The organism is Micromonospora musae (assembly GCF_003626635.1).
In the GTDB taxonomy this organism is placed as follows: domain Bacteria; phylum Actinomycetota; class Actinomycetes; order Mycobacteriales; family Micromonosporaceae; genus Micromonospora; species Micromonospora musae.
This window is the reverse complement of sequence record NZ_RAZT01000002.1, coordinates 255875-273481: the sequence shown is the minus strand read 5'-3', so window position 1 is coordinate 273481 and position 17607 is coordinate 255875. Positions and strand designations below refer to the sequence as shown.

Below are 17607 nucleotides of genomic sequence, written 5' to 3'. Positions count from 1 at the left end.
TTTTCATCTTCGCCGGACTGATCGTCGAGCCGATCCGGCCGTCGGTCAGCGGGCCGGTACGCCCTTGACCACCGCCCGGTCGGGCACGTCCCGCACCACGCAGGCGCCGGCCCCGACGGTGCTGTCCCGGCCGATACGCAACCCCTGGAGCACCGCGGCCGTGGTGCCGACCAGTACGCCCTCCGCCAGGTGGCATTCACCGGAGACGGCGGCGAGCGGGTTCACCGAGACGTAGTCGGCGAAGGTGCAGTCGTGGCCCACCGTGGCGTTCTGGTTGAGGTGGACGTGCCGGCCGACGGTGACGTTCGTGGTGACCCGCGCCCCCGGGAAGGCCAGGAGACCGGGCCCGCATCGCGCGTCCGCGCCGATCGTCGCGTCCGGATGCACGAGGCTCGCGGCGGGCGTGCCGTAGCCGTCGATCCGCCTGCCGACCGTGCGCCGGACCTGCGGGTCGCCGATGCCGATCACGTGGTGCAGCTCGCCCGGCGCGTCCCGCAGCCGGTCGATCCCGCCGAGGTACGGCACGTCGAGCCGCTGCAGCCGCTTCAGGTTCACCTCGCTGGGCTGGTCGTCGACGACGCCGAGTAGCCGCCAAAGTGGCCGCTCGGCGGCCTCGTTGACGGCCCGGACGATGGTGACCACCTCGCGACCGTGCCCACCGCAACCCACCACCACCAGGTCGAGCGTCACGCCGCCGGCCCTCCCGCGCTCATGGCGAGGAACTCGTCGATCGCGGCGAACACCCGGGCGACCTGCGGCTCGCTCAGGGCACTGCCGCTGGGCAGGGTGAGCCCGTGCGCGAAGAGTTGCTCCGCCGCGCCGCTCAGCAGGCTCTCCGCGCCGACGTGGACCGGTTGCAGGTGCATCGGCTTCCACACCGGCCGGGTCTCGATGTCGTGGCGGGCCAGGTGGGCGGCCAGGTCGGCGGCCCGCCAGCCGGAGCGCTCCGGGTCGACAGTGATGACGGTGAGCCAGCAGTTCGAGTCGGAGTCCTCGGTGCCGAGTAGCCGTACGCCCGGCAGCGGAGCGAAGAGCTTGGCGTACCGGTCGCGCAGCTGCCGCCGTCGGCCGATCATCCCGTCCAGGCGGACCAGTTGGGCGCGGCCGAGCGCGGCGAGCAGGTTGCTCAGCCGGTAGTTGTAGCCGAGTTCCCGGTGCTCGTAGTACGGCGTGGGCTCCCGGGCCTGGGTCGAGAGGTGCCGGGCCCGGGCGAGCAGGGCGGCGTCGTCGGAGACCAGCATCCCGCCGCCGGAGGTGGTCATGATCTTGTTGCCGTTGAAGGAGATCGCACCGACCTGCCCGAAGGAGCCGGCCGACCTGCCCCGGTAGCTCGCGCCGAGCGCCTCGGCGGCGTCCTCGACCAGCGGCACGCCGGCCTCCGCGCAGAGCGGCTCCAACCCCGCGTAGTCGGCGCAGCTGCCGAACATGTCCACCGGGATCACCGCGCCCACGCGCTCGCCCCGCGAGCGCAGCTGGCGCAGCAGGTCGGCGACGAGTCCCACGTCCACGTTGCCGGTCTGCGCGTCGCAGTCCACGAAGACCGGACGCGCGCCGATGTACCGCACCGCGTTGGCGGTGGCGATGAAGGTCAGCGTGGGTACGACGACCACGTCGCCGGGGCCGACGCCGACTCCGAGCAGGGCCAGGTGCAGGGCGGCCGTGCCCGAGCTGACGGCGACCGCGCCGGCCGTGCCGACCCGCGCGGCGACCTCGCCCTCGAACGCCTGGAGGGCGGGGCCGGCGGGTGCCACCCAGCCCGAGCGCAGCGCCTCGATCAGGTACGACTCCTCCAGCGGCCCGACGTCGGGCGGTGAGAGGTGGACCGTCTGGCTCGTCATACCGCTGTCCGGTCCCGCTGCGCCGGCGTCGGCCGGCCGTGCGCGCCGAGGAACTCGTGGGCGGTCGCGCTCCCCGCGGCGTTGATGCCGTCCCGGCGGAGCACGGTGAGCACGGTCGCGGTGAGGATCGACAGGTCGACTCGGAGGCTGCGGCTGTCCACGTACCGCACGTCGAGGTCGAGCTTCTCGTCCCAGTCCAGGCCGTTGCGGCCGCGGACCTGCGCGAGGCCGGTGACGCCCGGCCGTACCTCGTGCCGGCGGGCCTGCCGGGCGGAGTAGCGCTCCAGGTACTCGGGGAGCAGCGGCCGGGGGCCGACGAGGCTCATCTCCCCGCGCAGCACGTTCCAGAGGGTGGGTAGTTCGTCCAGACTGGTCGCGCGCAGCCAGCGGCCAAGTGGGGTCAACCGGTCGCCGTCGCCCAACGGGCCACGATTCGCGGCGGGCGGGTGCATGGTTCGGAACTTCGCCAGCACGAAGGGGGCGCCGTCGCGGCCCGGGCGGCACTGCCGGAAGAGCACCGGCCGCCCGAGGGAGGTGGCGACCAGCAGCGTCACCAGCACCATCAGTGGCGCGCTGAGCACGAGCAGGATCGCCGCGCCGAGCACGTCCAGCAGTCGCTTGGCCCGATCGTAGGGCCGGCTCCGAGCTGGGCGCGGCGGAGCGATAACGGTCTGGGGTACGGGCACCGCTCGGCCTCCAAGGGACAATTCGGGACAAAGCGTCTAAGCAGTTCTATCAGGCTCAGACTTCGCAGTGGGGTCGAATAGCGACAGTCAGTCTGCTACGCCCCATCAACCTTGAAACGGCTCAGCTGGACACGGCCAACTCCGCCACCGATGCGCCTTCGTAGGATCACCGGGCTGAGCGGCAGAGAAGGGACGGCCGGACGGGCGGAGCAGGCTGGCCGGTCGGGCGAGGGGGGGGAACGTGCTGCATCTGAGAGTGATCGCTGCGCCGGACCAGTCGGCCGCGGTTGCCGATCTGCTCTCCGCCGAGCCGGGGGTGACCCATCTGGCGGTGATACCGGGCGCCGCCCGTCAGCCCGCCGGTGACTTGATCCTCTGCGATGTCGTCCGGGAGAGCGCCGACCACGTCCTTCAGGGTCTGTAACTGCTCGGCGTTGAGGCGACCGGCGGGATCGCCGCCGACGACGTCGAGCTGAGCATCTCGGCGGCTGCCGATCAGGCCGCGAAGAAGGCGCCCGGTAGCGGCGCCGACGCGGTGGTCTGGGACGAGATCGCGGCGAAGACCGGTGAGCAGACCGAGCTCTCGGGAACCTTCCCTGGTCCTGATCATCGTGGCTACCATGATCGCCGGGATCGGCGTGTTGCTTGATCAGCCGATCCTTGTGGTCGGCGCGATGGTGGTCGGTCCGGAGTTCGGCCCGCTCGCGGCGCTCTGCGTCGGGCTGCTGCGCCGCCGGCCGGGCACCATCGGCAGGTCGCTGCTGGCCCTGCTGGTGGGTTTCCTCGCTGCCGTGGTGGCGACGGCGGTCAGCACCTGGGCGCTGACCGCCGCTGGCCTGGTCGATCGGCAGATGTTGCTGGTGGAGCGCCCGTTGACCGACTTCATCTGGCGACCCGACGCGCTCTCCTGGGTGGTGGGCCTGCTCGCCGGCGTGGCCGGCATGCTCTCGCTCACCTCGAAGAAGTCGGGCAGCCTGGTCGGGCTGCTGATCTCCGTGACGACCGTGCCGGCCGCCGCCAACGTCGCGGTCGCCGCTGCCTATGGGGTGTGGGACGAGGCCTCCGGCTCCGCGCTCCAGCTAGTGATCAATCTCTGCGCGATCGTGTTGGCGGGGCTGCTCACGCTCGCCGTGCAGCAGCTCTGGTGGTGGAACCTGGCTCGTCGTTCCCGGCGTCCAACCGCCGGCTGAGCAAGGTCCGCAGCGGGATCGACTCCCCGTCGCGCCCGCCCTCGCCGACGATCAGCGGTGGCGTGCCGGGTTCGGGCTCGGCGCCGAGCAGCCGAGCTCGCAGCCCACCCGGCACGGTCAGCAGGTGCCACCGCCCGTCGACGTCGACCGCCCGGGTCCGCGCCCGGTCCACGTACCAGCCGGTGAGCCGTGTCCGGTACCTGCCCCGGCCAGCGTAGGAGCGGGCGGTCAGCGGGGTCGGTCGCAGGCCCCGCCGCTCCGCCTCGGTCACGAACCAGGCCACGATCTCCGCGGCTTCCGCGTGCTCAGCCGCGCGCCGCCGGGCGTCGGCCTCCGCGTGGACCCGGGCCGCCCGCCGTTGCCGCTGCGCAAAGTCCAGGCCGTCGTCGCCGCTCACGCCCCGACGGTACGCCCACCCGCCGCCCGGGCGCCCCCGGCAGGTCCCCGCTCCGGCCCACCGCCAGCGCGGTGCCCGCGCGGCTGTGCCCGCAGGCCCTCCACGGTCGGTGCGGTGCGGTGCCGTGCGGCGCGGAGCCGTGCGACGCCGAGGACGGTGCGGCCCCGTCGGGCGTGGGCGGAGCCGCCAGGAATGTGCAGCATCGCCTGGTGCCTGGTGCCTGGTGCCTGGTGCCTGGTGCCTGGTGCTTGGTGCTTGGTGCTTGGTGCTTGGTGCCTGGTGCCCGGTGCCCGGTGACGGAGCTGGTCGGTCAACGGCGGTGTCAGGTATCAGGTATCAGGTCGCTATGGAGCTGGGTCGTCTGCGTCATCGCCTGATGCGAGAACGACATCAGTTCCAAAGGACGCCCGAAGCACAACCTTCCGCCGCCTTCCCGGGTCGGCGGAAGCGCCGCGGGGACGCGGCCGCCGAGCGGGGTGGTGTCGTGCAAGCCCCCCTCGACGGCCGAGCCCGGCCGGGCGCCGGTGGATGGTCGGGTCGCCCATCCACCGGACGCCCGGCCCGCCTGAGTCTGCGCCCGGCGGCCGCCTGGGTCCGCTCAACTCCACGCTGGGTCTGCGCTGTGCCCGCCTGACCCCGCGCCGGGCCCGACTGGGTCCGCGCTGGGCCCGACTGGGTCCGCGCCGGGCCCGCCCGACTCCGCCTCGGTCCCCGGCTCAGGCCAGCCCGGCGCGGCGCAGCGCCTCCGCCATCTCGCTGTTGGCCGGCGCCGGGGCGCCGCGACCCTGCCGCGCACCACCCCGCTCGCCCTGGCCACCGCGCGCGCCACCCTGACCACCGCGTGCGCCGCCCCGCTCGCCCTGGCCACCGCGGGCGTCACCCTGACCACCGCGCGCGCCACCCCGCTCGCCCTGACCGCCGCCGCGAGGGGCACCGCCGCGAGGGGCACCGTCGCGAGGGGCACCGTCGCGAGGGGCACCGTCGCGAGGGGCGCCGCCACGGGGGGCGCCGCCCTGGGCGCCGCGACCGCCGCCGTCACTCCGGCCCGCACCGGCGCCGGGCTCGTCGTCGAGTCGCAGGGTCAGCGAGATCCGCTTGCGCGGTACGTCGACGTCGAGCACCTTCACCTTGACCACGTCGCCGGACTTGACCACCTCGCGCGGGTCCTTCACGAACGTGCGGGACATCGCCGACACGTGGACGAGGCCGTCCTGGTGCACGCCGACGTCGACGAAGGCCCCGAAGGCGGCCACGTTGGTGACGACACCTTCGAGGATCATGCCGGGCTGCAGGTCGCCGATCTTCTCCACGCCCTCGGCGAAGGCGGCGGTACGGAACTCGGGCCGGGGATCCCGTCCCGGCTTCTCCAGCTCGGCGAGGATGTCGGTGACGGTCGGCAGGCCGAACGTGTCGTCGACGAAGTCCGTGGCCGTCAGCCCACGCAGGATCGTCGACTTCCCGATCAGCGACCGCACGTCCTGGCCCGTGCTGGCCAGGATCCGGCGCACCACCGGGTACGCCTCCGGGTGCACGCTGGAGGTGTCCAGCGGGTCGTCCCCGTCGGGGATCCGCAGGAAGCCCGCGCACTGCTCGAACGCCTTCGGGCCGAGCCGCGGCACCTTCTTCAGGTCGGTTCGGGTGCGGAACGGGCCGTTGGCGTCCCGGTGCAGCACGATGTTCTCGGCCAACCCCGCGCCGATGCCCGACACGCGGGTGAGCAGGGGCGCCGACGCCGTGTTGACGTCCACCCCGACGCCGTTCACGCAGTCCTCCACCACCGCGTCCAGCGACCGGGAGAGCTTCACCTCGGAGAGGTCGTGCTGGTACTGGCCGACCCCGATCGAGCGTGGGTCGATCTTCACCAGTTCGGCGAGCGGGTCCTGGAGACGCCGGGCGATCGAGACCGCGCCGCGCAGCGAGACGTCCATTCCGGGCAGCTCCTGGGCCGCGTACGCGGACGCGGAGTACACCGACGCGCCGGCCTCGGAGACCATCACCTTGGTGAGCTTGAGCTGCGGGAACCGCTTGATCAGATCACCGGCCAGCTTGTCGGTCTCCCGTGAGGCGGTGCCGTTGCCGATCGCCACCAGCTCCACCCCGTGTGCCCCGGCCAGCCGGGCGAGGGTCTCGATCGAGGCGTCCCACTGCCGGCGCGGCTCGTGCGGGTAGATCGTGTCGGTGGCGACCACCTTGCCGGTGGCGTCGACCACGGCGACCTTCACCCCGGTACGCAGACCCGGGTCGAGGCCCATCGTCGGACGGGCGCCGGCGGGGGCGGCGAGCAGCAGGTCACGCAGGTTGGTGGCGAAGACCCGTACGGCCTCCTCCTCGGCGGCCTGCCACAGCCGCGTCCGCAGGTCCGCCCCGAGGTGGATGAGGATCCGGGTACGCCAGGCCCAGCGGACCGTGTCGGTGAGCCACCTGTCGGCCGGCCGGCCCTGGTCGCTCACGCCGAACCGGCCGGCGATCGCCGCCTCGTACCGGCTGGGGCCGGTCGGCGCGGCGTCGGCCTCGCCGACCTCCTCCGGCTCCATCGTCAGGTCGAGCGCGCCCTCCTTCTCGCCGCGGAACATCGCGAGGATCCGGTGCGACGGGAGCGTCGGGTACCCCTCGGCGAAGTCGAAGTAGTCGGCGAACTTCGCCCCGGCCGACTCCTGCCCGTCGCGTACCCGGGACACGAGTCGGCCCCGCGACCACATCTGCTCGCGCAGCGTGCCGATCAGGTCGGCGTCCTCGGCGAACCGCTCGATGAGGATGGCCCGCGCGCCGTCCAGCGCGGCGGCGGCGTCGACGACGCCCTTCTCCGCGTCGACGTAGCCGACCGCCGCGGCCCCGGGGTCCTGCGTCGGGTCGGTGAGCAGCGCCTCGGCGAGCGGCTCCAGGCCGGCCTCGCGGGCGATCTGCGCGCGGGTGCGCCGCTTCGGCTTGTACGGCAGGTAGATGTCCTCCAGGCGGGACTTCGAGTCGGCCGCCATGATCTGCGCTTCCAGCGCCTCGTCCAGTTTGCCCTGGCCGCGGATCGACTCCAGCACCGCCGCCCGGCGCTCGTCCAGTTCGCGCAGGTACCGCAGCCGCTCCTCGAGCGTGCGCAGCTGGGTGTCGTCGAGCAGGCCGGTGGCCTCTTTCCGGTAGCGGGCGATGAACGGAACGGTGGCGCCGCCGTCGAGCAGCTCCACGGCCGCCCGTACCTGCCGCTCGGCCACGCCGAGCTCCTCGGCGATCCGCTGATGAACAGTGAGGGTCACGATGTCGATCCGCCTTCGGGTGTGGTTTCCGCCCAGCATTCTGCCGCGCTAGCGTGGCGATCATGGAACCACCTGCGGACGCCCGGGCGCGGCGGCTCTTTGGGGGGAGCGCCCGCGCCCTCGGCGACCTCGCGGCCAGCCCGTTCCGGGCCGACCGCGACCGGATCGTGGCCTCGCCGTTCTTCGCCCGCCTCGGCGGGGTCACCCAGGTGATCAGTCCGGTCGGCTCCGGTCTGCTGGTGCACAACCGGCTCACGCACAGCTTGAAGGTCGCCCAGGTGGCTCGGGCGATCGCCGAACGGCTCACCGCCGAGGCGGGCCGGCGTGAGCTGCTGGACCGGCTGGGCGGCTGCGACCCGGACGTGGTGGAGGCGGCCGCGCTCGCCCACGACCTGGGCCACCCGCCCTTCGGGCATCTCGGGGAGCGGGTCCTGGACCGGCTGGCCCGGGAGCGGCTCGGGCTCACCGACGGTTTCGAGGGCAACGCGCAGTCGTACCGGATCGTCACCAGCACCGAGATCCGCGGCGCGGCCACCACCGGCCTCGACCTCACCGCGGCGGTGCGGGCCGCCATGCTGAAGTATCCGTGGACCCGGCTCGACCACCCGGACCCGCACCCACGGCTGATGGACCCGCCACCGCGCGGGGCGACCCCACCGCCGGACGACCCGGAGAGCGGGTCGGCGAAGTTCGGCGCGTACCGGACCGAGATCGACGACCTTCGGCAGGCCCGGGAGCCCTTCGCGGGCCGGATTCCGGACTGGCAGCAGACCGTCGAGGCGTCCGTGATGGACACCGCCGACGACATCGCGTACGCCATCCACGACGTCGAGGACTTCTACCGGGTCGGTGTGCTCCAGCAGGGGGCGGTCTCCGCCGAGCTGATGGCCTGGCAGCGGGAGGCCGGGCACTTCCGGGCGATCACCGACGCGGCGCTGGCCACGGCGGCCCGCCGACCCGGCGCGGCGATCGAGCGGCTACGCCGGCAGCTGCACCGCAAGGACGCCTGGGTGGCCGACGACGACGCCTTCGCGGCGGCGGTCGAGCACGTCCGGGAGGAGCTGGTGGACGGGCTGCTCGCGCTGCCCTTCGACGGCTCGATCGAGGCCGAGCAGTACGTGGCCCGCTTCTCCGCCCGGTGGTCCACCCGGTTCGTCGAGGCGGTCACCGTGACCGGGAGCCCGGCGGTGCGCTCCGGTCACGTGCTGCTCGCCCCGGCGCAGTGGCACGAGGTGCAGGTGCTCAAGTTCGTGCACCACCGGTTCGTGCTGGCCCGCCCCGACCTGGCGCTGCACCAGCGCGGGCAGGCCCGGCTGCTGGGCACCCTGGTGGAGGCGCTGTGGGAGTGGCTGCTCGACCCGGAGGAGGAGTCCCGCCTGCCGCGGCGGCTGCACGATCTCGTGGAGCTGGCCGAGGCGGAGCTGCACCCGCGGACCCCGGATCGGATCGGCCGGGCCCGGGGCCGAGCGATCATCGACTTCGTCGCACAACTGACCGACGGTCAGGCGGTGGCGATGCTGGACGTGCTCTCCGGTCGCTCCGGGGCGCTCTGGACCGACGCGTTCGTGCTCTAGGCCACCGCCTGCCACCAGCCGTCGACAGGTGGCGGGTCGTCCACCGGCACCCGCTCACCCGGGCGGGGCACCGCCAGCCGGACGTCCCGGGCCTTGGCCTCCGCCCAGAGCCGGTCCACCGGCTCGGCCCAGTCGTGCAGGGCGAGGTTGAAGGTCGCCCAGTGCACCGGGATGAAGAGGCCGCCACGCAGGTCGAGGTGGGCGGCGACCGCCTCCTCCGGGTACATGTGGATGCTCGGCCAGGCCCGGTCGTACGCGCCGATCTGCATCAGCGTCACGTCGAAGGGGCCGTGCTCGGCGCCGATGGCGGCGTAGCCGGCGAAGTAGCCGGAGTCGCCGGTGTAGAAGACCCGGCGCTGCTCGCCCGCGATCACCCAGGAGCTCCAGAGCGTCCCGTCCCGGCGCAGCCCTCGGCCGGAGAAGTGCTGGGCGGCGGTGGCGGTGAGCGTCAGGTCGCCCACCCGGTGGCTCTCCGACCAGTCCAACTCGATGATCCGCTCGGCCGGCACCCCCCAGCGGTCGAGGTGCGCGCCGACCCCGAGCGGTACCACGAACGGCGCGTCCTGGCGGGCAAGCAGCGCGCGCACGGTGGGCAGGTCGAGGTGGTCGTAGTGGTCGTGGGAGATCAGGATCGCGTCCAGGGCGGGCAGTTCGTCGAGCCGGACGGGGGGCTCGTGCAGCCGGCGGGGGCCGACCACCGCCGACGGCGAGCAGCGTTCGCTCCAGACCGGGTCGAGCAGCACCCGCCGGCCCTCGATCTCGACCAGTGCCGAGGCGTGGCCGTACCAGATCACGTTGAGTTCCCGGCCGGGCTCGGCGTCCGTGGGCGCGGCGGGCGGACGCAGCAGCGGCACGGGCGCGCTCGGCCGGCGCTTCTGCTTGCCGAAGAAGAGCTCCCAGAGCAGGTTGCGCCCCGGCTCGGCCGTCGCCGAGCGGGCGTCCGGTGGGTTGTGGAAGGTGCCGTCGCGGAACTGCGGTGACCGCGCCGCCCGTTCGGCCCGGGGGCCGGTGAGCCGGCCGCCCAGCGCCAACGGCACGTCGCGGGCGGCCCAGGCGAGCCCGGTCAGCGCCGCCAGGCCGGCCATCCCACCCAGCCGCCGCCCGGACGAGCGTTCCAGTTCCCGTCGTTCCGCCGCGTCGCGCATGCCCGTCCCCTCCGGCTCTCCCGCATTACACGGTAACTACCCCGCCCGGCGCTGCTCACCGGAAACAGCCACCGAACGCCGCCGCGCTCCCCGATCTCGGGGAGCGCGGCGTGTCGTCGGGGTGTTCAGCCGCCGTTGCTCGGCAGCCGGGGGCCGGGTTGGTGCGGTCGGCCGCTGCCGGTGAGCCGCGCGGTGGCGTTCATCATGAACCGGCCGAGTCGGGCGCGGGCCTGCACGGCGGGGTGGGTGGCGCCGAAGTCGTCGGCGCCGGCCTGGCCGTCGGCGAAGAGCGCGTAGGTCAGGACCGCGGCGCCGGCCGAGTCGAAGATGATGCCCGCCTCGTGGCGTGCCGTGCCGAACCAGCCCGCCTTGGTGGCGACCCGGGCCCGCTCCTGCGACGACATGGTGCGCCGGATGCCGTCGGTGAACGCGATGGGGGAGCGCAGCAGGCCGAGCAGGAATTCCGTGGACGACGGCGAGAGCACCGTGCCGGCCACCAGTGCGCGCAGCAGCTCGTGGGTCTCCCGCGGGGTGCTGGTGCCGAGGAAGAAGCGGTTCGGGTTGGCCACCGGCTCGACCTGGGTGTTCGGGAAGCCCTTGGCGACCAGGATGTCGTTCAGCTCGGCGGCGGGGCAGACCAGGCCGCTGAGTCGGACCGCGGTGTCGTCGGAGACGGTCAGCAGGGCCGCGAGGGCATGCCCGAGCGTGACCGAGCTGGGGTAGGCGTTGTCGAGGCTGAAGATGCCGTCACCGCCCGGCACCACGATCGCGGCGGTCACCTCCAGCCGCTGGTCGAGGGTGAGCAGGCCGCGGTCGACCTTGTCGAGCACGGCGGTGGCCACCGCGATCTTGTTGACGCTGTACGCCTCGAGTCGCTGGTCGGGGTCGTCCGCCACGGCCACCACCGGGGCGCCGCCGGAATCCGTCACGCTGACGTAGGACTGCCAGTTCCCGCCGGCCCGCGTCGTCTCCCGCTCGTACGCCTGCGCGATCCGGGCGGCGACCCGCTCCGGCGTGGTGGCGGCCTCGGCGTCGAGCTCCGACCCGGTCCCGCCGCTCGCGGCGGCGGCCGGGGCGGCCGTGCCGAGCACGGTGCCGGCGGTGGCCATCGTGCCGAGCCCCAGCGCCGTCCTGCGGTCAACCCTGATAGTCAATCGTCTCTCCCGTCGTGGCGCACCCGAATGATCTCCGGCCCACCACACTAGGCGAATCGATCGACGAACGTGATCCCGCCGGCTGCTCACCGTGCCCGTCTCAGGAGCCGGGCGCCCACGGCTGCGGGCAGCGCGGCGGCGGTGCGGACGAGGTGACCGAGGTCCGGCAGCCAGTCCCCGCGTACCGTCGCGCTGCTCGGATCGGGTGCGAAGACCACCCCGTCGTTGGGGGCCACCGGCTCGTCGGTCAGCCCGAGCCGCCGCATGAGCGGTCCGACGAGTACGTCGTACAGGCCGGGCAGGCAGGTGAAGCCGACCCGCATCAGCGGGTTGAGCCGGCCGATCGACACCTCCCGGCGCGGCCGTTCGGCACACTCCACCACCGCCCGGGCGACGCGCTCCGGGGTGGCGATCGGCGGGGGTGGCCGGCCGACCAGGCCGAGGTGGTTCGCCGCCCGCTGGTAGATGCGGGTGTCCACACTGCCGGGGCTGACCAGGCAGATGTGGATCTCCGGTGCGTCGCGCAGCTCCTGCTGGAGCGCGCGGACCAGCCCGGTCAGCCCCCACTTCGCGGCCACGTAACTGCTCATGTAGGGCGCCGTGATGTGCCCGAGCACCGATCCGGTGAGCACGAGGGTGCCCTTGCCGGTGGAGCGGAAGTGTCGCAGCGCCACCCGGGCCGCCTCCGCGGCGGCCAGCAGGTCGGTCCGGACCACCTGGTCGAAGATCCGCCCGGGCAGCTGGTCGAAGCGCCCGTACGCGGTGACCGCCGCGGTGTGCGCCCAGACGTCGATGCGGCCGAACCGGTCGAGAGCGGCGGCGGCGAGCGCCTCCAGCGCCCCGGGCACGGTGATGTCCGTCGGCACGACGAGCACCTCCGCGCCCTCGGCCGCGCACTCCGCGCGTACCTCTTCGAGGGCCTGCGCGGTGCGGGCGGCGAGCACCAGGCGGTCGCCGCGCCGGGCGAACTCCCGGGCGACCAGCCGGCCGATCCCGCTGCTGGACCCGACGGCCACCACCACCCGGTTCACGGCTCGAGGACGACCTTCACGCCGCCGTCCCGCTCGGGCTGGAACATCTCGTACGCCTCCGCCGCCCGTACGTCCCGTTTACCGTGCCAGGTCAGTGCCTTCATGTCCGCTTCCCTCCGGGAGACCTCCCCGAACTGCTACCCGGGTGTGCGGAGTTGAACCGGAGCGGGCCGAGCCGGAACCGGATCCGGTAACAGCCGGGCTCCGCCGAACGAAGAAGAGGTGTAACGGCTATCAGAGAGGACGGCCCGTGCCTGATCCGGACCCAGCGGAGGGCGACATCTCCCGCATCGGCGTCGATCCAGTGGCCTTCGAGGCCTTCTACCGGCGGCACGTGACGGCGGTGGGGCGGTTCGTGGCGCGGCGGGTCGACGACCCGCACCTCGCCGCCGACCTGACCGCCGACGTCTTCCTGGCGGTGATCGAGTCGGCGGCCGGCTACCGGCCGGACCGGGGCAGCGAGGTCGGCTGGCTCTTCGGGGTGGCCCGCAACGTCGTCGCCGACGAGCGGCGTCGGGCGGCCCGGCGGCTGCGGGTGGCCGGTCGGATCGCCGGACGGCGGGACCTCGACGCCGACGACCTGGCCCGCATCGAGGAGCGGATCGACGCCGAGTCGGCGGCCCGCCGTACCCACCGGGCGTTGAGCGAGCTGCCCGAGGAGACCCGGGCGTTGGTCGAACTCGTCGCCGTGGACGGTCTCACCGTGGCGGAGGCTGCGACCGCGCTCGGACTGTCCCCGGTCGCCGCCCGGGTGCGGCTGCATCGGGCCCGTCGCCTCGTCCGGGCCGTGCTCGCCCGCCCGGCCACCACGCTCGCATGAACGGAGATGACGACATGACCAGGAGAGAAGAGTCGCCGCACGGTTTCGAGGAGCAGCTCCTCACCGATCTGAAGGCGCACGTCGTCGAGAGGGGTGCGACGGTTGCGGCAGTTGGTCCGGTCGGGAGTCGCGCCCGCTTCCTGCGCGGTCGACGCCTCGCGGGCGTGTTCGGGCTGGTGGTCGTACTGACCGTCGGGGGGCTGGCGGTCCAGACGTCGGGGGTGGGTGACCGGCCGCCGCCCACGGCCAGCGCGGCGGAGATCTTCCGGCTGGCCGCCGATGCCGCCCGGCAACAGCCCGAACTCACCGCCCGCCCCGAGCAGTACGTCTTCATCGAGGAGCTGGCGACGTTCCGGGACCTGCCGGACAGCGGCCCGTATCGCACCAATCGGGTGCAGAGATGGGAGTCGGCCGGGGGGCTCGCGCACGTGCAGGCCCGGTACCGACCGGAGAACGAGCCGAACGGGTGGGGCGAATTGAAGGTGATTCGTCCGGGCGATCCCACGGATCCCACCAAGGAGCTCGACGAGCTTCCGTCGCCCGCGTACCACGGCGATCTGCCGACCGACCCCGACGAGCTGCTCCGGTACCTGCGGGAACACCCGGTCGACCTGCACCTGCCGGAGGCGGCCGACGAGGAGGCCGTGTACGGCAGCGAGAGCATGGCGTACACGACGGCGCGGTCGGTACTCGACGGCTACGCGCCGCCCCGAGCGCTGGCGGCGCTCTTCGAACTGCTGGCGCGGCAGCCCGGAGCGGTCGTCATCTCGGGCGACGTGGTGGACGCCGCGGGCCGGCACGGGGTGGCGATCCGGATGCCCGGGGTTATCGGCGGTAACCACGATTTCATCTTCGACCGGGACACCCACGTCTACCTGGGTCAACGGGGGTCCGTGGTGCGCGGCGGCAAGGAGTCGCTGCACGCGGCCACCGCGCGGCTCCGGGTCGCGATCGTCGACCGGCCGGGCCAACTGCCCTGACCGGTGGTGACCGCCCCGGCGGTCGGCTCCGACGGGGGCCGGGGAACGATCGGGCCGCCGCACCCGCGAGGGTGCGGCGGCCCGTCGTACGGGTGACCGTCAGGAGCCGGGCTTGCCGGCCGCCTTCGCGTTGGCGGTCAGGAAGTCCCGGTTGAGCCGGCCGATGGTGTTCAGCGGGATGCCCTTCGGGCAGGCCACGGTGCACTCACCGGCGTTGGTGCAGCCGCCGAAGCCGGCCTCGTCGTGCGCGTCGACCATGCCGATCACCCGGGTGTAGCGCTCCGGCTGGCCCTGCGGCATCAGCGAGAGCTGGGTGATCTTGGCGGCGGTGAAGAGCATGCCGGAGCCGTTCGGGCAGGCCGCCACGCAGGCGCCGCAGCCGATGCACGCCGCCGCCTCGAAGGCCGCGTCCGCGTCGGCCTTGGCGACCGGCGTCGCGTGCGCCTCGGGGGCGCTGCCGGTCGGCGCGGTGATGTACCCGCCGGCCGCGATGATCTTGTCGAACGCGCCGCGGTTGACGACCAGGTCCTTGATCACCGGGAAGGCCTGGGCCCGCCACGGCTCGATGTCGATCGTGTCCCCGTCCTTGAACTGCCGCATGTGCAGCTGGCAGGCGGTGGTGCCGCGCTGCGGCCCGTGCGCCATGCCGTTGATCATCATGCCGCACATGCCGCAGATGCCCTCGCGGCAGTCGTGGTCGAAGGCGACCGGGTCCTCGCCGGCGAGGATCAGGCGTTCGTTGAGCACGTCGAGCATCTCCAGGAACGACATGTCCGGGGAGACGTCGTCGACCTGGTAGCTCACCATCCGACCCTTGTCCTCGGGGCCGGTCTGGCGCCAGATGCGCAGGGTCAGGTTCACTTGTAGCTCCGCTGCGTGGGGTGGACGTATTCGAACTGCAGGTCTTCCTTGTGCAGCACCGACGGCTCGCCGGTGGCGGTGAACTCCCAGGCCGCCACGTACGAGAAGCGCTCGTCGTCGCGCTGCGCCTCGCCGTCCTCGGTCTGGTGCTCGGCCCGGAAGTGGCCGCCGCAGGACTCCTCGCGGTGCAGGGCGTCGATGCACATGAGCTCGGCCAGCTCGAAGAAGTCGGCCACCCGGCCGGCCTTCTCCAGCGACTGGTTCAGCCCCTCGCCGTCGCCGAGCACCCGGACGCGCTGCCAGAACTGCTCGCGCAGCGCGCGGATCTCGTCGATCGCCTTGCGCAGCCCGGCGTCGGTGCGCTCCATGCCGCAGTGTTCCCACATGATCTGGCCCAGCTCGCGGTGGAACGAGTCGACGGTCCGGTCGCCGTTGATCGAGAGCAGCCGCTGGAGGCGGTCCTCCACGTCCTGCCGGGCCTCGACCGCCGCCGGGTGGCTGCTGTCGACCTTCTCGAACGGGCCGGCGGACAGGTAGTTGGCGACGGTGTTCGGCAGTACGAAGTAGCCGTCGGCGAGGCCCTGCATGAGGGCGGACGCGCCGAGCCGGTTGGCGCCGTGGTCGGAGAAGTTCGCCTCACCGATCACGAAGAGGCCGGGGATGGTCGACTGGAGGTCGTAGTCGACCCAGAGCCCGCCCATCGTGTAGTGCACCGCGGGGTAGATCCGCATCGGCACCTCGTACGGGTCCTCGCCGGTGATGCGCTCGTACATCTCGAAGAGGTTGCCGTACTTGGCCTCGACGGCCTTGCGGCCGAGGCGGCCGATCGCGTCGGCGAAGTCCAGGTAGACGCCGAGCCCACCCGGTCCGACGCCGCGGCCCTGGTCGCAGACCGCCTTCGCGGCCCGGGAGGCGATGTCCCGGGGGACCAGGTTGCCGAAGGCCGGGTAGATCCGCTCCAGGTAGTAGTCCCGCTCGTCCTCGGGGATGTCCTTCGGGTTGCGGTCGTCGCCCTTGGCCTTCGGCACCCAGACCCGGCCGTCGTTACGCAGCGACTCGCTCATCAGGGTCAGCTTCGACTGGTGGTCGCCGGAGACCGGGATGCAGGTCGGGTGGATCTGCGTGTAGCAGGGGTTGGCGAAGTACGCGCCCTTGCGGTGGGCCCGCCAGGTGGCGGTGACGTTGCAGCCCTTGGCGTTGGTGGAGAGGTAGAAGACGTTGCCGTAGCCGCCGGAGGCGAGCACGACCGCGTCGGCGAACTCGGTGGTGATCTCACCGGTGACCATGTCCCGGACCACGATGCCCCGGGCCCGGCCGTCGACGAGGATCAGCTCCAGCATCTCGTGCCGGGCGTTCATCTCCACGTTGCCCAGGCCGATCTGTCGCTCGAGGGCCTGGTACGCGCCGAGCAGCAGCTGCTGACCCGTCTGGCCCCGGGCGTAGAAGGTGCGCTGCACCTGGGCGCCGCCGAAGGAGCGGGTGTCCAGCAGGCCGCCGTACTCGCGGGCGAACGGCACGCCCTGGGCGACGCACTGGTCGATGATGTTGACCGAGACCTCGGCGAGGCGGTGCACGTTCGACTCGCGGGAGCGGAAGTCGCCGCCCTTGACCGTGTCGTAGAAGAGCCGGTGCACCGAGTCGCCGTCGTTGCGGTAGTTCTTGGCGGCGTTGATGCCGCCCTGCGCGGCGATCGAGTGGGCCCGGCGCGGGCTGTCCTGGTAGCAGTAGGACTTGACCTGGTAGCCCTGCTCGGCGAGCGTGGCGGCGGCCGAGCCGCCGGCCAGGCCGGTGCCCACCACGATCACGCTCATCTTCCGGCGGTTCGCCGGGTTGACGAGCTTGGACTCGAAGCGGTGGCGGTCCCAGCGGGTCTCGATCGGGCCGTCGGGAGCCTTGGTGTCGGCGATCGGGTCGCCCTCGGTGAACAGTTCCATGTCAGGACACCAATCCGGTGAGTACGGCGAACGGGATCACCAGGAAGCCGCCGCTGATCAGGATGGCGACGGCCAGCGCGGCGGCTCGTGCCCGGCGCTCGCCCGTGGGCGTCTGCTGTCCCAGGCTGCGCAGCGCGCTGAACACACCGTGCCGGAGGTGGAAGCCCAGCGTGACGATCGCCAGGGTGTAGAAGAGGGTGACGTACCAGCGCTCGGGCGCGAAGTCGGCGACCACGTTGCTGTACGGCTTGCTGCCGTCGCCGACCGGGTTCAGCGTGCCGACGCTCAGGTCCAGCAGGTGGTAGATCACGAAGAGCAGGATGATCACGCCACCCCAGCGCATCGTGCGGGCCGCGTAGCTGCCCTGGACCTTCGGGCGGTGCGCGTACCGGACCGGGCGGGCGGCGCGGGCGCGCAGCGCCAGCACGGTCGCGGACCAGATGTGGGCGACGACGGAGACCGTCAGCGCGAAGCGCAGGATCCAGAGGAACCAGACGCCGGGCAGCAGCGGCTTGCCGATGTCGCGCAGCCAGTGCGCGTAGTGGTCGAACGCCGTCTCGCCCGCGAAGGCCTTCAGGTTTCCGACCATGTGTGCGATCAGGTACAGCACAAAGAAGATGCCTGACACCGCCATGACGGCCTTGAGGCCGACGTTCGAGCGGATCGGCGAGCGGGTTCTCGTCGTCGTGGCTACCACAGGGCCGACGCTAGGAGCAGTTCGATCAGTCGTCCAATGCATCGACAGCGCAGTC

General features: G+C 72.7%; 16 protein-coding genes. 4 read left to right on the top strand and 12 right to left on the bottom strand.

Translation table 11 applies throughout. The annotated features are described in order from the left end of the window. Positions 1 to 45 precede the first annotated feature (45 nt). The 4 genes from D7044_RS04280 to D7044_RS32845 form a co-directional block, all read right to left on the bottom strand. Positions 46 to 690 (bottom strand): acetyltransferase, encoded by a 645-nt coding sequence (locus tag D7044_RS04280; RefSeq protein WP_120681200.1) that lies wholly within the window; start codon positions 688 to 690, stop codon positions 46 to 48. Continuing rightward, entirely contained in the window at positions 687 to 1838 is a 1152-nt protein-coding gene (locus D7044_RS04275; protein WP_120681202.1) for a DegT/DnrJ/EryC1/StrS family aminotransferase, read from the bottom strand. The genes D7044_RS04280 and D7044_RS04275 overlap by 4 nt, the downstream gene beginning before the upstream one ends. Further along, the gene (locus D7044_RS04270; protein ID WP_325050684.1) at positions 1835 to 2524 is read right to left on the bottom strand and encodes a sugar transferase; all 690 of its coding nucleotides are present in this window, start codon (positions 2522 to 2524) and stop codon (positions 1835 to 1837) included. The genes D7044_RS04275 and D7044_RS04270 overlap by 4 nt, the downstream gene beginning before the upstream one ends. Positions 2525 to 2690: 166 nt before the next feature. Then, positions 2691 to 3134, bottom strand: coding sequence for a hypothetical protein (locus D7044_RS32845; RefSeq protein ID WP_233563357.1), 444 nt, complete (start codon positions 3132 to 3134; stop codon positions 2691 to 2693). 10 nt (positions 3135 to 3144) lie between these two features. Between D7044_RS32845 and D7044_RS32840 the strand changes: the two genes are divergently transcribed. Next, positions 3145 to 3714: a DUF389 domain-containing protein gene (locus D7044_RS32840; protein ID WP_233563359.1), complete on the top strand. Its 570-nt coding sequence runs from the start codon at positions 3145 to 3147 to the stop codon at positions 3712 to 3714. On the opposite strand, the gene D7044_RS04260 is transcribed toward D7044_RS32840, so the two are convergent. Further along, complete coding sequence (locus D7044_RS04260) at positions 3644 to 4111, bottom strand: hypothetical protein (protein ID WP_120681204.1); 468 nt, start codon at positions 4109 to 4111, stop codon at positions 3644 to 3646. The genes D7044_RS32840 and D7044_RS04260 overlap by 71 nt on opposite strands. 716 nt (positions 4112 to 4827) lie before the next feature. Continuing rightward, positions 4828 to 7356 carry a Tex family protein gene (locus D7044_RS04250; RefSeq protein ID WP_120688221.1) on the bottom strand — a complete coding sequence of 843 codons (2529 nt, stop codon included), beginning with the start codon at positions 7354 to 7356 and terminating at the stop codon, positions 4828 to 4830. A 62-nt stretch (positions 7357 to 7418) separates the two neighbouring features. Between D7044_RS04250 and D7044_RS04245 the strand changes: the two genes are divergently transcribed. After that, positions 7419 to 8930, top strand: coding sequence for a deoxyguanosinetriphosphate triphosphohydrolase family protein (locus tag D7044_RS04245; RefSeq protein WP_120688220.1), 1512 nt, complete (start codon positions 7419 to 7421; stop codon positions 8928 to 8930). Here the strand turns inward: D7044_RS04245 and D7044_RS04240 are convergent. The 3 genes from D7044_RS04240 to D7044_RS04230 all read right to left on the bottom strand — a co-directional run bounded on the left by D7044_RS04240 (position 8927) and on the right by D7044_RS04230 (position 12260). Beyond that, on the bottom strand, positions 8927 to 10075 hold the full coding sequence (locus tag D7044_RS04240; protein WP_120688034.1) for an MBL fold metallo-hydrolase: 1149 nt from the start codon (positions 10073 to 10075) through the stop codon (positions 8927 to 8929). The two genes, D7044_RS04245 and D7044_RS04240, sit on opposite strands and share 4 nt — an antisense overlap. 125 nt (positions 10076 to 10200) lie before the next feature. Then, entirely contained in the window at positions 10201 to 11229 is a 1029-nt protein-coding gene (locus D7044_RS04235; RefSeq protein ID WP_199716465.1) for a serine hydrolase, read from the bottom strand. Positions 11230 to 11315: 86 nt separating this feature from the next. Then, complete coding sequence (locus D7044_RS04230) at positions 11316 to 12260, bottom strand: SDR family NAD(P)-dependent oxidoreductase (RefSeq protein ID WP_120688033.1); 945 nt, start codon at positions 12258 to 12260, stop codon at positions 11316 to 11318. A 250-nt stretch (positions 12261 to 12510) separates the two neighbouring features. Here D7044_RS04230 and D7044_RS04220 point away from each other — a divergent pair, with 250 nt between their 5' ends. Beyond that, the gene (locus D7044_RS04220) at positions 12511 to 13080 is read left to right on the top strand and encodes an RNA polymerase sigma factor (protein ID WP_120688031.1); all 570 of its coding nucleotides are present in this window, start codon (positions 12511 to 12513) and stop codon (positions 13078 to 13080) included. A gap of 14 nt (positions 13081 to 13094) precedes the next feature. Next, positions 13095 to 14060, top strand: coding sequence for a CU044_5270 family protein (locus D7044_RS04215; RefSeq protein WP_147434572.1), 966 nt, complete (start codon positions 13095 to 13097; stop codon positions 14058 to 14060). A 99-nt stretch (positions 14061 to 14159) separates the two neighbouring features. Here the strand turns inward: D7044_RS04215 and D7044_RS04210 are convergent, their stop codons facing one another. The 3 genes from D7044_RS04210 to D7044_RS04200 are packed head-to-tail and all read right to left on the bottom strand — an operon-like array spanning position 14160 to position 17594. Further along, the gene (locus D7044_RS04210; protein ID WP_120681218.1) at positions 14160 to 14921 is read right to left on the bottom strand and encodes a succinate dehydrogenase/fumarate reductase iron-sulfur subunit; all 762 of its coding nucleotides are present in this window, start codon (positions 14919 to 14921) and stop codon (positions 14160 to 14162) included. Further along, on the bottom strand, positions 14918 to 16855 hold the full coding sequence (locus tag D7044_RS04205) for a fumarate reductase/succinate dehydrogenase flavoprotein subunit (RefSeq protein ID WP_120681220.1): 1938 nt from the start codon (positions 16853 to 16855) through the stop codon (positions 14918 to 14920). The genes D7044_RS04210 and D7044_RS04205 overlap by 4 nt, the downstream gene beginning before the upstream one ends. A 1-nt stretch (position 16856) precedes the next feature. After that, complete coding sequence (locus tag D7044_RS04200) at positions 16857 to 17594, bottom strand: succinate dehydrogenase cytochrome b subunit (protein ID WP_120681222.1); 738 nt, start codon at positions 17592 to 17594, stop codon at positions 16857 to 16859. Positions 17595 to 17607: the final 13 nt, after the last annotated feature.